This is a genomic window from Helicobacter pylori SA221C, assembly GCF_000476855.1.
Taxonomy (GTDB): Bacteria; Campylobacterota; Campylobacteria; order Campylobacterales; family Helicobacteraceae; genus Helicobacter; species Helicobacter pylori_DK.
Map to the genome: position 1 here is coordinate 17438 of NZ_CBPT010000004.1, position 15053 is coordinate 32490.

Annotated in this window: 17 protein-coding genes; 11 read left to right on the forward strand and 6 right to left on the reverse strand. The window is 39.3% G+C overall.

The genetic code is table 11. The features are described 5' to 3' along the window. The 3 genes from QU01_RS03415 to ribE are packed head-to-tail and all read right to left on the reverse strand — an operon-like array spanning position 1 to position 1896. Positions 1-984: a methionine ABC transporter ATP-binding protein gene (locus QU01_RS03415; protein ID WP_033762235.1), complete on the reverse strand. Its 984-nt coding sequence runs from the start codon at positions 982-984 to the stop codon at positions 1-3. Positions 985-1002: 18 nt separating this feature from the next. Further along, positions 1003-1275: a FlhB-like flagellar biosynthesis protein gene (locus QU01_RS03420; RefSeq protein ID WP_001044047.1), complete on the reverse strand. Its 273-nt coding sequence runs from the start codon at positions 1273-1275 to the stop codon at positions 1003-1005. Beyond that, on the reverse strand, positions 1276-1896 hold the full coding sequence (gene ribE, locus QU01_RS03425) for a riboflavin synthase (RefSeq protein ID WP_033762233.1): 621 nt from the start codon (positions 1894-1896) through the stop codon (positions 1276-1278). It abuts the gene before it with no gap. Between the two features lie 74 nt (positions 1897-1970). Here ribE and QU01_RS03430 point away from each other — a divergent pair, with 74 nt between their 5' ends. The 9 genes from QU01_RS03430 (at position 1971) to mrdA (ending at position 9325) form a co-directional block, all read left to right on the forward strand. Beyond that, positions 1971-2735, forward strand: a complete 765-nt coding sequence (locus QU01_RS03430) for a TatD family hydrolase (RefSeq protein ID WP_033762231.1) — start codon at positions 1971-1973, stop codon at positions 2733-2735. 88 nt (positions 2736-2823) lie between these two features. Continuing rightward, positions 2824-3942 carry a lytic transglycosylase domain-containing protein gene (locus tag QU01_RS03435; protein WP_033762229.1) on the forward strand — a complete coding sequence of 373 codons (1119 nt, stop codon included), beginning with the start codon at positions 2824-2826 and terminating at the stop codon, positions 3940-3942. After that, on the forward strand, positions 3942-4889 hold the full coding sequence (locus QU01_RS03440; RefSeq protein WP_033762226.1) for a septal ring lytic transglycosylase RlpA family protein: 948 nt from the start codon (positions 3942-3944) through the stop codon (positions 4887-4889). Before QU01_RS03435 ends, QU01_RS03440 begins: the two co-directional genes overlap by 1 nt. Beyond that, complete coding sequence (locus QU01_RS03445) at positions 4886-5380, forward strand: KdsC family phosphatase (protein WP_033762225.1); 495 nt, start codon at positions 4886-4888, stop codon at positions 5378-5380. The genes QU01_RS03440 and QU01_RS03445 overlap by 4 nt, the downstream gene beginning before the upstream one ends. Beyond that, positions 5355-5948 (forward strand): hypothetical protein, encoded by a 594-nt coding sequence (locus QU01_RS03450; RefSeq protein ID WP_000831025.1) that lies wholly within the window; start codon positions 5355-5357, stop codon positions 5946-5948. Before QU01_RS03445 ends, QU01_RS03450 begins: the two co-directional genes overlap by 26 nt. After that, a complete protein-coding gene (gene lptA / locus QU01_RS03455; RefSeq protein WP_033762222.1) occupies positions 5948-6499 on the forward strand; it encodes a lipopolysaccharide transport periplasmic protein LptA in 552 nt (183 codons plus the stop codon). Before QU01_RS03450 ends, lptA begins: the two co-directional genes overlap by 1 nt. Beyond that, positions 6496-7122, forward strand: a complete 627-nt coding sequence (gene yihA, locus QU01_RS03460) for a ribosome biogenesis GTP-binding protein YihA/YsxC (protein WP_021173482.1) — start codon at positions 6496-6498, stop codon at positions 7120-7122. The genes lptA and yihA overlap by 4 nt, the downstream gene beginning before the upstream one ends. 12 nt (positions 7123-7134) lie before the next feature. Beyond that, a complete protein-coding gene (locus QU01_RS03465; protein ID WP_033762220.1) occupies positions 7135-7578 on the forward strand; it encodes a hypothetical protein in 444 nt (147 codons plus the stop codon). Next, positions 7559-9325: a penicillin-binding protein 2 gene (gene mrdA, locus QU01_RS03470; protein ID WP_033762217.1), complete on the forward strand. Its 1767-nt coding sequence runs from the start codon at positions 7559-7561 to the stop codon at positions 9323-9325. The genes QU01_RS03465 and mrdA overlap by 20 nt, the downstream gene beginning before the upstream one ends. 471 nt (positions 9326-9796) lie before the next feature. Here the strand turns inward: mrdA and QU01_RS03475 are convergent, their stop codons facing one another. Further along, positions 9797-10612 (reverse strand): MetQ/NlpA family ABC transporter substrate-binding protein, encoded by an 816-nt coding sequence (locus tag QU01_RS03475; RefSeq protein WP_033762214.1) that lies wholly within the window; start codon positions 10610-10612, stop codon positions 9797-9799. Positions 10613-10756: 144 nt separating this feature from the next. Continuing rightward, the gene (locus tag QU01_RS03480) at positions 10757-11353 is read right to left on the reverse strand and encodes a peroxiredoxin (protein ID WP_000961662.1); all 597 of its coding nucleotides are present in this window, start codon (positions 11351-11353) and stop codon (positions 10757-10759) included. A gap of 240 nt (positions 11354-11593) precedes the next feature. Here QU01_RS03480 and QU01_RS03485 point away from each other — a divergent pair, with 240 nt between their 5' ends. Both QU01_RS03485 and QU01_RS03490 read left to right on the forward strand, forming a co-directional pair. After that, a complete protein-coding gene (locus QU01_RS03485; RefSeq protein ID WP_033762211.1) occupies positions 11594-12595 on the forward strand; it encodes an ABC transporter substrate-binding protein in 1002 nt (333 codons plus the stop codon). Positions 12596-12794: 199 nt separating this feature from the next. After that, positions 12795-13802: an ABC transporter substrate-binding protein gene (locus tag QU01_RS03490; RefSeq protein ID WP_033762209.1), complete on the forward strand. Its 1008-nt coding sequence runs from the start codon at positions 12795-12797 to the stop codon at positions 13800-13802. A gap of 22 nt (positions 13803-13824) precedes the next feature. Here the strand turns inward: QU01_RS03490 and QU01_RS03495 are convergent, their stop codons facing one another. Next, the gene (locus tag QU01_RS03495; protein ID WP_033762207.1) at positions 13825-14991 is read right to left on the reverse strand and encodes an FtsW/RodA/SpoVE family cell cycle protein; all 1167 of its coding nucleotides are present in this window, start codon (positions 14989-14991) and stop codon (positions 13825-13827) included. Positions 14992-15053: the final 62 nt, after the last annotated feature.

The window sequence follows — 15053 nt, forward strand, 5'->3', positions numbered from 1 at the left end:
TTAATCCTTTAATTTTTCCACTTGTAAGCCTAAAGCGTTTAAATACTCTAAAGCCCTTTGAATCTCTGCAATATTGCCTAAAAACCGCACCACTAAATACCCTATATCTTTAGTCGTAAGCTCTTCAATGTTGCCTGAAATGATGCTCACATCTATTTTAAAACGCCTAATCAAATTAGAAATGATCGGCTCGTCTAAATGCTCCCCTAAAAACACAATGCGATAAATGTCTTGGCATTTTTGATCCCCATGCTCGTTTTTGATGCCAAGCAATTCCTTAGTAACGGCATGTTTAGGGTTAGCAAAAATTTCTTCCACCGAGCCTCTTTCCACAATTTCGCCACTGCTGATCACACACATTTGATTGCACAATTCTTTAACCACTTCAATCTGGTGCGTGATGAAAACGATGCTCAAATCAAGCTTTTTTTGAATGCCGCTTAAAAGCGTTAAAATAGAATGCGTGGTTTTAGAATCCAATGCGGATGTGGCTTCATCGCAAAGCAATAAATCAGGGCAATTCGCTAAACTCCTAGCAATCGCCACTCTTTGTTTTTGCCCGCCGCTGAGCTGTTTAGGATAAAAATGCATTTTATCTTCTAGCCCCACTAATTCCAACAATTCATGCACCCTGGATTTGATCTTATTTTTTTCCCATCGGGCGATTTCTAGAGCGAAAGCGACATTTTCAAACACGTTTTTAGCGCTCAATAAATTGAAATGCTGGAAAATCATGCCTATTTTTTGGCGTGCTTTTTGCAATTCTTTAGGCTTTAATTTTAACAGATTGACCCCATTGACTAAAACTTCGCCAGAACTGGGACGCTCTAAACAATTGATTAGGCGGATGAGCGTGGATTTCCCCGCCCCTGAATAGCCTATCACGCCCAAAATATCGCCTTTTTTCAATTCCAAATTCACGCCTTTTAGAGCATGAAACCCGTTTTCATAAATCTTTTCAATGTTTTTTAATTCTACTACCATGTTATTTGACTTTTTGACTTACTTGGACATTTGCGCGTTATTTTCCACGCTATTGAGCCATAAAAACACTTGCACCACACTTTCATACAATTCTTCAGGTATCGCGCAGTCTAATTCCACCTTTAAAAGCGAATCCACTAGCATGGGGTTAGAAAAGAGTGCTATATCGTATTCCTTAGCTTTTTGAATGATCCTTTTAGCCACTTCGCCCACCCCGCTTGCGATCACTTTTGGGGCATGATCTTGCCCCATGTTATAGGCTAGAGCGGCGGCTTTTATGGTTTTATTCATCTAATACCCTAAAGTCAAAGAATCCGCATCATTCCAAGAGAAATTTTTTTCAAACCCTTTTGTTTTTTTCAAAATAGACGCAACGCTGCGAACCAACATGTCCGTTTCAATATTCACGCGCCGTTTGAGTTTATAAGTCTTAAAAAGGGTGTTTTCTAAAGTGTAAGGGATAATCGTTAGCCAAAACCCCTTTTCTTCTACCTTGCTTAAAGTCAAACTCACCCCATCAATGGCGATAGAGCCTTGCTCAACGCACAATAAAAGCGTTTCTTGAGAAGCGCTGATGAAAAAATCCACTTGATTAGCGTTGCGAATGATTTTTTCAATGACCCCGATAGCGTCAATATGCCCTTGCACAAAATGCCCGTCTAAACTCGCATCGGCTTTTAGGGCTGGCTCAATATGGACTAAATCCTTGTAATTTTCTAACGCTACGCTGTTTTGGGTTTTTTGGCTCAATTCCACGCTAAAATGCGTTTTTGAACTTTCTATGGCGGTCAAACACGCCCCATTAATAGCAATGCTGTCGCCAAGCTTGGGATTGAGATCGCTCTCTATGCTTAAAATATTGTTGTGGAAACTCTTCACTTTAGCTATTTGATTGATTAGGCCGCTGAACATCGTTAATGATTATTTTCCTTATGTTAGAATGCTTAAGTATTGTAACATATTAAATAAAACCATAGGATAAAAGCATGTTTATTGATACGCATTGCCATTTGGATCACAAGGATTATGAAAACGATTTAGAAGAAGTGTTAAAAGAAAGCCTAGAAAAAGGCGTTACTCAATGCGTGATTCCGGGCGCGGACATGAAGGATCTGAATAGAGCGGTAGAAATTAGCGAAAAATTTGAAGGCGTGTTTTTTGCCATAGGCACTCACCCTTATGATGTGGAAAGCTTTGATGAAAGCCTGTTTGAAAAATTTGTCAGTCATCAAAAGTGCGTGGCGATAGGCGAATGCGGACTGGATTACTACCGCTTGCCTGAATTGAATGAAAGAGAGAATTATAAAAGCAAACAAAAAGAAATTTTCACCAAACAGATTGAGTTTTCTATCCAACACAACAAGCCCTTGATTATCCATATTAGAGAGGCGAGTTTTGATAGTTTGAATCTTTTAAAAAGCTATCCTAAGGCTTTTGGGGTGTTGCATTGCTTTAACGCTGATGGCATGCTTTTGGAATTAAGCGATCGTTTTTACTACGGGATAGGAGGGGTTAGCACTTTTAAAAACGCTAAAAGACTGGTAGAGATCCTCCCTAAAATCCCTAAAAACAGGCTTCTTTTAGAAACGGATTCGCCTTATTTGACCCCACACCCTTTTAGAGGCACCAGAAATAGCCCTACTTATATCCCTTTAATCGCTCAAAAAATTGCCGAAATCATCAACATAGAGACTGAAGAACTCGCTTCTTTAAGCACGCATAACGCTCAAACGCTCTTTAGTTTCCCCTAAAAATAAGGCTGTGTTAGAAAGCGTTATTCAAGTTTAGTTATAATCAAGGCTATTTTAAAAGCTGAATAGCTATAGTTATCAGGATACGATGCCAAAAAGAATGAAGTGTTTTAGTCAAAAATGGTTGGTTTTTTTTGTTACCCTTTTATTGGCCTCTTTAGGCCATGCGAAAATGGCTTTTGAATCTAATATTGACACCAAAGCGCTAGAGGCTTTTGGGGTTAATGCGGGCTTTTTATCCCAAATGCCCAACGCTTTAAAAAAAATGAATGAAGAAGAAGAATGGAAAGGACTTGTCAAAAGATTTGATGTGAATTACCAGTTCATCCCTATCATCAAAAACATGCTCATAGAAGCGAGCGTGCCGCAAGAATTTTTATTTTTAGCCATGGCCGAGTCTAAGTTTTCATCAAGGGCTTATAGTAGGAAAAAAGCGGTAGGGATTTGGCAATTCATGCCAAGCACGGCTAAAGAATTAGGGCTTAAGGTCAATCATTACATTGATGAAAGAAGAGATCCTATTAAAAGCACTCAAGCGGCGATCACTTATTTGAAACGGCTCTACAAGCAAACCGGGGAGTGGTATTTGGTCGCTATGGCGTATAATTACGGCTTACGCAAGGTTCAAAACGCTATTAAAGCCGCCGGCACTTCGGACATTAAGATTTTGTTGGATGAAGATAAGAAATATCTCCCTAAAGAGACGCGAGAGTATATCCGCTCCATTCTAAGCCTGGCGTTAAAATTCAACAGCCTAGACAACCTCAAAGATAAAGAATATCTGCTCAATCGTGGGGCGAGGGTAAGTTTAGTGGGCGTCCCGTTTAAAAGGCACACTTCTTTAATCCAAGTGGCTAAAAATTTGAATTTGAGTTTAGAAACCTTAAAATCTTACAACCACCAATTCCGCTATAACATTCTGCCTTCTAAAGACCCCACCTACACCATTTATATCCCTTATGAAAAACTCGCTCTTTTCAAACAACGCCAGCTCAAACAAAATAAAAACATTCAAACTAGTTCAAAAAGCCCTTTTATCACCCATGTGGTCTTGCCTAAAGAAACCTTATCTTCTATCGCTAAACGCTATCAAGTCAGTATTTCCAGTATCCAATTAGCCAATAACCTCAAAGATTCTAATATTTTTATCCACCAACGCTTAATCATCCCCACTAACAAAAAATTACTCGCTACAAGGGAATTTTAATGGGCTTAGCGTTAAAAAAAATTTATTTTTTGGGCGTTATTTTGTTGGTTAGCGCTTGCGCGACTAAAAAAGAGGGGGTCAAGAATTTGTCTTATAAGCATGAAAGCTTGCGCGCTTATGAAAACGCTAAAGACTATGATCCGACAACCCAAAAAGCCACTTATAAACGCAATTTTTTTGAACGCCATTTCAAACACCACTCCAGTCCGCAAGATGGCAATACCAAAGATCAACCCCTAGATAACGGCATGCGCGATTCTAGCGCGATCCAAAGGGCTACCATGCGCCCTTATCAAGTGGGGGGCAAGTGGTATTACCCCACTAAAGTGGATTTAGGCGAAAAATTTGATGGCGTTGCGAGCTGGTATGGCCCCAATTTCCATGCCAAAAAAACCAGTAATGGGGAAATTTATAACATGTACGCCCACACCGCTGCGCACAAGACTTTACCCATGAACACCATTGTCAAAGTCATCAATGTTGAAAACCATTTAAGCACCATTGTGCGCATTAATGATAGAGGGCCTTTTGTGAGCGATCGCATCATTGATTTGTCTAATGCGGCCGCTAGGGATATTGACATGGTTAAAAAAGGCACGGCCAGCGTGCGTCTTATTGTTTTGGGCTTTGGTGGGGTTATCTCCACGCAATACGAACAATCCTTTAACGCCAGCTCTTCAAAGATCTTACACAAGGAATTTAAAGTCGGCGAGAGCGAAAAAAGCGTGAGCGGAGGGAAATTTTCTTTACAAATGGGGGCTTTTAGAAACCAAATAGGCGCTCAAACTTTAGCGGATAAATTGCAAGCAGAGAATAAAAATTACAGCGTCAAGGTTGCTTTTAAAGACGATTTGTATAAAGTTTTAGTTCAAGGGTTTCAAAGCGAAGAAGAGGCTAGGGATTTTATGAAAAAATATAATCAGAATGCGGTTTTAACGAGAGAATGATTAAATTATTGCTTTTAGATGTGGATGGCACGCTCACAGACGGATCGTTGTATTTTGATGAAAATTTTCACGAGTTCAAGGCTTTTAATGTCAAAGACGGGCTTGGCATGACGCTATGGCAAAAATTAGGCAAAAAAATCGCTATCATTACAGGAAGAACTTCAATCATGGTGAAAAAACGCATGGAGAGTTTGGGCGTTCAGTTTGTTTTTATGGGCGTTGAAAATAAAAGCGTGGTTGTGGAGCGGCTCAAAAAAGACTTGCAATTGAGTGCGCAAGAAATCGCATGCGTAGGCGATGATTATAACGATTTAGGCATGTTTAAGGCATGCACTTTGAGTTTCGCTCCTTTTGATGCACACCCCTTGCTTAAAAGCAAGGCCTATAAAGTGTTGCAAAATTCGGGGGGCAAGGGGGCTGTTAGGGAAGCGATTGATTATCTTTTAACATTAGAAGGCTTGCAAGATGAAGCGCTCAAGTTTTACCTCTAATAGCGTTTTAAACTTTTTTGTGGTTTTATCTTTCATCACGATAGGGCTAGTTTTTTTCTTTTTGCGTTCCCAACCCACTAGCGTGGTCTCTAAAGAAAATATCCCTAAAATTGAATTAGAAAATTTTAAAGCGTTTCAAATCAACGATAAGATCCTTGATCTTTCCATAGAGGGCAAAAAAGCTTTACAATACGATGATTACGAGATCTTTTTTGATTCCAAAATCAAGCGCTATGATGAAGACACCATTGAAAGCGTTGAATCCCCTAAAGCCAAACGGCAGCAGGATTTGTATTTCTTCCCTAATGGGGTTACTTATAAAAGAAGCGATGATTCTAGTTTTTGGAGTGAAACAGGGATTTACAACCATAAAGAGCAAAATTTTAAAGGCAAGGGCCGTTTCATCCTCACTTCAAAGGACAGCAAGATTGAAGGGCTTGACATTTCTTATTCGCATGCTTTAGCCGTTATTGAAGCTCAAAGCATTCAAGCGCATTTATTCTTAGATGAAATCAAACAAAGCCAGAAAGAAAAGAAAAAACTCCCCACTTTCAAAGGAGGTTTTTAATGCGTTGGTGGTGTTTTTTGGTGTGTTGTTTTGGTATTTTAAGCGTGATGGACGCTCAAAAAACAGACAATAAAGGTTTGAAAAAAGAAAGAGAGCTTTTAGAGATTACTGGCAACCAATTTGTAGCGAATGACAAAACCAAAACCGCCGTTATTCAAGGCAATGTGCAGATCAAAAAAGGTAAAGACCGGTTGTTTGCGGATAAGGTGAGCGTGTTTTTAAACGATAAACGAAAGCCAGAGCGCTATGAAGCCACAGGGAACACGCATTTTAACATCTTTACAGAGGATAATCGTGAAATCAGCGGGAGCGCTGACAAGCTCATTTATAACGCGCTGAATGGGGAATACAAATTATTGCAAAATGCGGTGGTTAGAGAAGTGGGGAAATCCAATGTCATCACCGGTGATGAAATCATTTTAAACAAAGCTAAGGGTTATGCTGATGTGTTGGGGAGCGCGAAACGGCCCGCTAAATTCGTGTTTGATATGGAAGATATTAATGAAGAAAATCGTAAGGCCAAATTGAAGAAGAAAGGCGAAAAACCATGATCGCCATTAAAGACGCTCATTTTCTCACTTCTTCTAGCCAACTTTTTCAATGCCCTGCAAGCCTGACTTCTGAGATGGTCATTTTAGGGCGCAGCAATGTAGGCAAAAGCTCGTTTATTAATACCTTGTTAGGAAAAAATCTCGCCAAAAGTTCAGCAACGCCTGGAAAAACCCGTTTAGCGAATTTTTTTTCCACCACTTGGGAAGATAAAGAAAACGCCTTAACGACCACTTTTAATGTGATTGATTTGCCTGGGTTTGGCTACGCTAAAGTTTCTAAAAGCTTGAAAAAAGAATGGGAGGGGTTTTTATGGGAATTGTTGAGCGTTAGGGTTTCTATCAAACTTTTTATCCATTTAGTGGATGCGCGCCATTTGGATTTAGAAATTGATAAAAACGCTAAAGAAAACATTCAAGCCCTTTTAAGGCCTGATCAAGCCTACCTTTCTCTTTTTACGAAATTTGACAAATTGAATAAAAATGAGCAACACCGCCTTTTTTTAAACGCTCCTAAACCTTTTTTAATCAATACCACCCATTTTAACGCTCTTTCTTCAAAATACCCAACCCTTGAAATAGTGCGCCAAACCCTTTTGAAATACTTGCTCACTAACCCTTTATAAGCCGCAAAAACCATGCTCTCTTTAAAACAAGATTCCTTTTTTTTCTTATGCTTAGGGATCTTGGGGTTTTATTTTTATAGCCTTTTGAGAGATTTAATGCCTTTTTTACCCCCTATGATTGGGTTTTTATTCTTGTTTTATGCGAAAAAATACGATCATTTTCTACCCAGTTTGAGCGTGTTTGGCTGTTTGTTTTGGTTTGAGAGCATGCATTTAAAGACTTTAGGCGTTTTAGCTTTATTGTTTTTAATCTACCATCAAATCGTCTATAAAAACTCTTTAAAGCTTTTTAATGACGGCTTTTTATTCAAAACTTTGCATGTTTTTTTGGTTTATTACCTTTATTTATCGCGCTTTTTTTCGGTGTCTTTGGATTTGAAGATACTCGGTTTTCTCGCTCTTTTTGCTTTAATAGAGAGCACTTTGTGGGGTTTGTATGAAAAATCTTCGCTATAAGCTTTTACTCTTTGTTTTTATAGGGTTTTGGGGGTTATTGGTTTTAAATTTATTTATTTTAAGCGTTAAAAATCAAGAATACTATGAAAAACTGGCTGAACGAAACATGACTAAAAAGGAATTTTTAGTCCCTACAAGGGGTGATATTACAGACAGAAACCATGAATTTTTAGCCACTAACGAATTGGTGTTTGGCGTGTTTTTGCCTAGCAGACTGAAACAAAAAGAGCTTTTGGAAAAAATTGAAATCATCCAAAAGTTTTTCCCTAACTTTTCTAAAGAAGTGCTTTTAAACAATTACCAAAAAGAAAATTCGCTTTATAACCATAATCTCATTAAAGTGGTTGGCTTCATTCCTTATATCGCCATGCAATCTCTTTATGCCAAACTCATCCAAACTCAAGGCATTTTTGCTCTTCCCTTAGACAAGCGCTACTACCCTAATAACGCTTTAGCTTCGCATGTTTTAGGCTATGTGGGGGTGGCAAGCTTGCAAGATCTAAAAGACGATGAAGAGAATCAATACAGCCAGATTGTGGGCAAAACCGGCATTGAAAAAGAATACAACAAGCTTTTACAAGGCAAGGTGGGCTATAAAATCATGCGTGTCAATGCGCTCAATCAAGAATTAGCCACTTTAGAAGTAGTGCCACCAAGCACCAATAACCACTTGCAATTGAGTTTAGACAAACGCTTGCAAAAAGAAGCGGACAAACTCTTTGAAAACAAAAGAGGGGCTATTTTAGTGATGAACGCAGAAAATGGGGAATTGCTCGTTGCAGGAAGTTACCCTGAATACAATTTGAACGATTTTGTAGGTGGGATCAGTCAAGACAAATGGCAAAAACTTCAAGATGATATTTATAACCCCTTATTAAACCGCTTCGCTAACGCCTTGTATCCGCCGGGATCTGTGGTTAAAATGGGCGTGGGCTTGAGCTTTTTAGAAAACCTTCATATCACAGAAAACACCACCATACCCACCCCGCCTTTTATTGAAGTGGGTAAGCGCAAATTCAGAGACTGGAAAAAAACAGGGCATGGCAATTCTAATTTGTATAAAGCCATTAGGGAGTCCGTGGATGTGTATTTTTATAAGTTTGGGCTTGAAATCTCTATAGAAAAACTCTCTAAAACCTTAAGGGAAGTGGGCTTTGGGGAAAAAACGGGCGTTGATTTGCCGAATGAATTTGTGGGGATTGTGCCGGATAATTTGTGGAAACTCAAACGCTTCAATCAAGATTGGCGCGTTGGGGACACGCTCATTACCGCTATTGGGCAAGGCTCTTTTTTAGCCACGCCCTTGCAGGTGCTAGCCTACACGGGACTCATTGCGACAGGCAAACTGGCAACGCCTCATTTTGCTATCCATAACCAACAGCCGCTCAAAGATCCCCTGAATAGTTTTCAAAAAAAGAAGCTCCAAGCCTTGCGCGTGGGCATGTATGAAGTGTGTAACCATAAAGACGGCACCGCTTATCATTCCACAAGGGGTTCTAAGGTTACTTTAGCGTGTAAAACCGGCACTGCGCAAGTCGTGGAAATCGCTCAAAACATTGTCAACCGCATGAAAGAAAAGGATATGGAATATTTCCATCGATCCCATGCGTGGATTACGGCATTCTTGCCTTATGAAAAACCCAAATACGCTATCACTATTTTAGTAGAACATGGGGAAGGGGGGTCAAAACTAGGAGGCTTGTTAGTGAAAATGAGCAATAAACTCTATGAGCTTGGCTATCTTTAATAAGATTCTAAATCTTTTCAAAAAACGCAACCTTTTAAACGCTAAAGACCATTAGCCAACTTGTTTCCAAACTTGTTTCAGCGCTCTATAACTCATTCTAATGGGTGGTTTAAAACTGGTCTTCATTAAAGAACATTCTAAAAGCGTAAAACTTTAATGAGATTTAGGCTTGCTGTATGTTTGGCTTTGTTTTAATCGCATATTGACAGCTAAAGCCTTGTTTAATATTTTGTTATTTTGCTTCATCGTTTTAGATTTTATCATGATTTTCTTAAAGGGATAGGGGGTTATTTTGCACCATTTCCCCCTTTAAGAAATAACGCTTTTAAGAAATTGCCACTTGATTAGTGCAAGCTCTTTTCGTTTTATTTTAAAAAGACTTTTAGCGTTTTGAATACTCAATAAGAAAAGAACTTTTGATTAGCACCTAAAGCCCCCATTCATCTTAAAGACGAATGTTATCCAAATGGCTTAAAAAGCCGGGATAATCGCCCCTTTATAGGTATCCAAAATAAATTTCCTGGTCTTTTCACTCTGCAAAGCTTCAATCAGCGCTTTTATGGCTTCATCTTGCGCATTATCCTCACGAGCGGCTATTAGATTGGCATAAGGCGAGTCCTTGTCTTCTGAAAATAAGGCTCCGGTGAGTTTTGCTTGCAAGGCATAATTCCCTGTTACAATAGCCCCATCCACATCCCCTAAAACTTTAGGCAATAATGCGGCTTCTAAAGGCTTAATTTTGATGTTGTAAGGATTTTTGACAATATCAAACTCCGTAGCGTATAGATTGCTTGGATCTTTGAGAGCGATAAGACCTTGCTTATGCAGTAAAATCAACGCCCTGCCTTGATTGGCCGGATCATTTGGCACGGCAATCACTGAGCCTTTTTTAAGGTTTTTAATGTCTGTGATTTTTTGAGAATAAAATCTTAAAGGCTCCACATGGATATTGGCCAAACCAACAAGGTGCATTTTTCTGTCCAAATTAAACCGATCCAAATAAGGGCGGTGCTGGAAGTAATTCGCGTCTAAAGAGCCGTCATTGAGCGCTAAATTAGGCAACACATAATCGGTAAAAGACACGATCACTAATTTGATCCCTTTCTCTTTCAAATCGTCCACGACTGATTGCAAGATTTGCGCATGCGGCACAGGGTTAGCACCCACTTTAAGCTCACGAGTGATTTTGTGGTCTTCTTTTTTTTCTTTGTGGTGTTTGGCGTCCAAAAGGTTAAACAAACCTAAAGCAATTACCCCCACACTAATAATACGCTTGAATGCATTCATAAAAACCCCTTTATTAAAAAATTAATTCAAAAATGATAAAAAGATAAAACGATACGAAAATTTTAGAAACTGGCAAAGAATAAAAAGAAAAGGATTCAACCAAGAAAAACGAAGTTTCTCTTGATCAAACAGCGAATTGAACCATTAAAGGTTAATGGAATTTTCTTTAAGATATTCTGCAACGCCTTTATGGGTAGCTTTCATACCTTTATCGCCTTTTCTCCAGCCTGCTGGGCATACTTCACCATGTTCTTCAAAGTGTAAGAGAGCGTCTACCATGCGAAGCATTTCATCTGCATTCCTACCTAATGGCAAGTCATTGATCACTGCATGTCTTACTTTCATGTTTTTGTCAATCAAAAAAGCTCCTCTCAAAGCGATCGCTTCTTCAAACAGCACATCATAGTCTCTAGAAATGCTCTTAGTAATATCAGCCACCATAGGGAAAGTTACTTGACCAATACCGCCTTTTTCTACAGGGGTGTTTTTCCATGCAAAATGCACTTGTTCGCTGTCAATAGACACGCCAATCACATTAAAGCCTTTTTCTTGGAAGTCTTTCACTCTTTTGTCAAACGCAATGATTTCTGTAGGGCATACAAAAGTAAAATCTTTTGGCCAAAAGAAAAGAATCGCACCGCTCTTACCTAAATTTTTAGAAAGCTCAAAGTGCTCATCAACCTCATTGTTTCCTAAAACGGCAGGCGCTTTAAAATCGGGGGCAAGTTTTGTAACTAACATATACAACTCCTTAAGTGTTTTAAAATTTTGTTGGATCAAAATTAAACCTAAAACAGATTTAATTTTATTATGCTTTCCACTCAACCAGCGGAAACATAGTGGAGTATATTCTTAAAAAGTTAATGAAAAGATATTTCCTTTTAAATTTTAAGATTTTGTGAAAAAAAGTTTCATTTTTACTGCTTGTATTTCCTTGAATAGTGTTATAATCGCTTCATAAATCATACGAAAGGAATTGTCATGCTAATCGCTCGCTTTAAAAAAGCTTTAATCTCTTATTCTTTAGGGGTTCTTCTTGTTTCATCGTTATTAGGCGTGGCTAACGCTTCTAATCAAGAAATCCAAGTCAAGGATTATTTTGGGGAGCAAACCATAAAGCTTCCTGTTTCTAAAATAATCTACTTGGGCAGCTTTGCAGAAGTGCCTGCCATGTTCAATACTTGGGATAGGGTCGTGGGCATTTCGGATTACGCTTTTAAATCCGATATTGTTAAAGCCACTCTTAAAGACCCTGAACGCATTAAACCCATGAGCAGTGATCATGTGGCGGCGTTGAATGTGGAGCTTTTAAAAAAGCTTAGCCCTGATCTTGTGGTAACCTTTGTGGGCAACCCTAAAGCGGTAGAGCATGCGAAAAAATTTGGGATTTCATTCCTTTCTTTCCAAGAAAAAACCATTGCAGAAGTCATGGAAGATATTGACGCTCAAGCTAAGGCCTTAGAAGTTGACGCTTCTAAAAAATTGGCCAAAATGCAAGAAACTTTGGATTTTATCAAAGAGCGTTTGAAAGGTGTCAAAAAGAAAAAGGGAGTGGAGCTTTTCCACAAAGCCAACAAGATTAGCGGCCATCAAGCCCTTGATTCAGATATTTTGGAAAAAGGGGGCATAGACAATTTTGGCTTGAAATACGTCAAATTTGGGCGCGCTGACATTAGCGTGGAAAAAATCGTTAAAGAAAACCCTGAAATCATTTTCATTTGGTGGGTAAGCCCACTCACGCCTGAAGATGTGTTGAACAACCCCAAATTTGCTACTATCAAAGCCATCAAAAACAAACAAGTCTATAAACTCCCCACAATGGATATTGGCGGGCCTAGAGCCCCACTCATAAGCTTGTATATCGCTTTAAAAGCCCACCCTGAAGCCTTTAAGGGCGTGGATATTAACGCGGTTGTTAAGGACTATTATAAAGTGGTTTTTGATTTGAATGATGCAGAGGTTGAACCCTTTTTATGGCACTGATTTTTAAAAAGGGCTGATATTCTTTAGCCTTTCGTGTATCGCGCTAGGCTTAGAACAAGCCTTGTAGCTAAAATTTTCTTCCCTAATTTTTATCTTATTTTTATCTTTTAAGATTTTATGAAAAATAGTTTCATTTTTACTATTGTTATTTTCTTAGTAATGTTATAATCGCTTTATAAATCATACAAAAAGGATCGTTATGTTAGTTACTCGCTTTAAAAAAGCCTTCATTTCTTATTCTTTAGGTGCGCTTGTCGCTTCATTATTGTTGAATGTGTGCAACGCTTCAATGCAAGAAGTTAAAGTCAAGGATTATTTCGGGGATCAAACGATAAAGCTTCCTGTTTCTAAAATAGCCTATATAGGGAGCTATGTAGAAGTGCCTGCCATGCTTAATGTTTGGAATAGGGTTGTAGGCGTTTCGGATTACGCCTTTAAAGACGACATTGTTAAAGCCACTCTCAAAGGCGAAGATCTTAAACGCGTCAAACACATGAGCACTGATCATACAGCCGCATTGAATGTGGAGCTTTTAAAAAAGCTTAGCCCTGATCTTGTGGTAACCTTTGTGGGCAACCCTAAAGCGGTAGAGCATGCGAAAAAATTTGGTATATCATTTCTTTCTTTCCAAGAGACAACGATTGCAGAGGCCATGCAGGCCATGCAAGCTCAAGCCACGGTCTTAGAAATTGACGCTTCTAAAAAATTCGCCAAAATGCAAGAAACTTTGGACTTTATTGCTGAGCGTTTGAAAAATGTTAAAAAGAAAAAAGGGGTGGAGCTTTTCCATAAGGCCAATAAGATTAGCGGCCATCAAGCCCTTGATTCAGACATTTTAGAAAAAGGGGGCATAGACAATTTTGGCTTGAAATACGTCAAATTTGGGCGTGCTGACATTAGCGTGGAAAAAATCGTTAAAGAAAACCCTGAAATCATTTTCATTTGGTGGGTAAGCCCACTCACGCCTGAAGACATGTTAAACAACCCTAAATTTTCCACTATCAAAGCCATCAAAAACAAACAAGTCTATAAACTCCCCACAATGGATATTGGCGGTCCTAGAGCCCCACTCATTAGCTTGTATATCGCTTTAAAAGCCCACCCTGAAGCCTTTAAGGGCGTGGATATTAATGCGATAGTCAAAGACTATTATAAGGTGGTTTTTGATTTGAATGACGCAGAAGTTGAACCATTCTTATGGCACTGATTTTAAAAAAGGGCGATATTTTTTAGCCTTTCGTGTATCGCGCTAGGCTTAGAACAAGCCCTATAGCGATACAATTCGCTAAAAGCGAACTCCCTCCATAGCTCAAAAACGGCACCGCTAGACCTTTAACCGGAAGAATCCCGCCCACCCCAAAGGCGTTGATCACCAAAGAAAAACTAATAAGCAGCACCACGCCCACGCAAAATAGCGAATATTTTGGCTCTTTCAAGCGGTTAGCGATCCTAAAAATCAAAACAATCAAAACAGAAAACAAAATAAAACAAACGCATAGCCCCAAAAAACCCCATTCTTCGGCGATCCCAGCTAAGACCATGTCCGTATGCACTTCGCTCAAAAATCCAAGCTTGATTTGCCCAAGCCCAAGCCCTTGCCCAAACAACCCCCCATTATGCATGGCATTGCCCGCATGAAAGACTTGATAGGATTCGGGCAAGTCGCTTATTCTAAGAGCGTTCGCTAATCTATCCGGCAAGAGCGTGAAAAGCGAATTTTGCAAATTAGACCACCACAATTTTAGGCGCAAAATCCTATGAGCGCTTGTAACAATCGCTGAAACGCTGATCGCAAACGCCCCTGAAACAATCAAGCCAAACAAATGCGCACTCCCCCCAGAAAAAACCAATAACACCGCTAAAACCGCCCCTAAAAGAACGATCTGCCCCAAATCGTTTTGCAAAACCCCCACCCCAATCGCTAAGGCCACAAACACCACTGAATAAGGCACAAAAGTGATGAGTTCTTCTTTAACATTAGCCTTTTCTTTTGCCACAAAGGTGCGAGACAAACTCCACGCAAGAAAAAAGGTGAAACCAACCTTTAAAAACTCCAAAGGCGCTAGAGAAAAAAACCCCAAACGAATCCATCGCTTCGCCCCCCCTGCGCTACTAGAAAGGCTTTCTGGCAAAAAAAACATGCCAATAATGAGTAATGGTGGGATAAAAAGAAGAAAAAACCCCAAACGGCTAAACCACTTGCTAGGATCAACCCTAGACAACCCCCACATGATAACAATACCCATGATCGCGCTTAAAAGCTGGCGTATGAAAAAATGGAATTCCCCATAATGATACAGCACCACTGTGGTGTAAGTTGAGAGCGAATAGCTCATCAATACCCCCAAAAAAATCAATAGCGAAGCGCAAAAAAACAGGTTTCTGTCTGTAGTCATTAGGATTTCCTTATTTTGGTTTTTGAATAGGCGTTCTCTTAAGGTATTTTAGGGGTATTTTA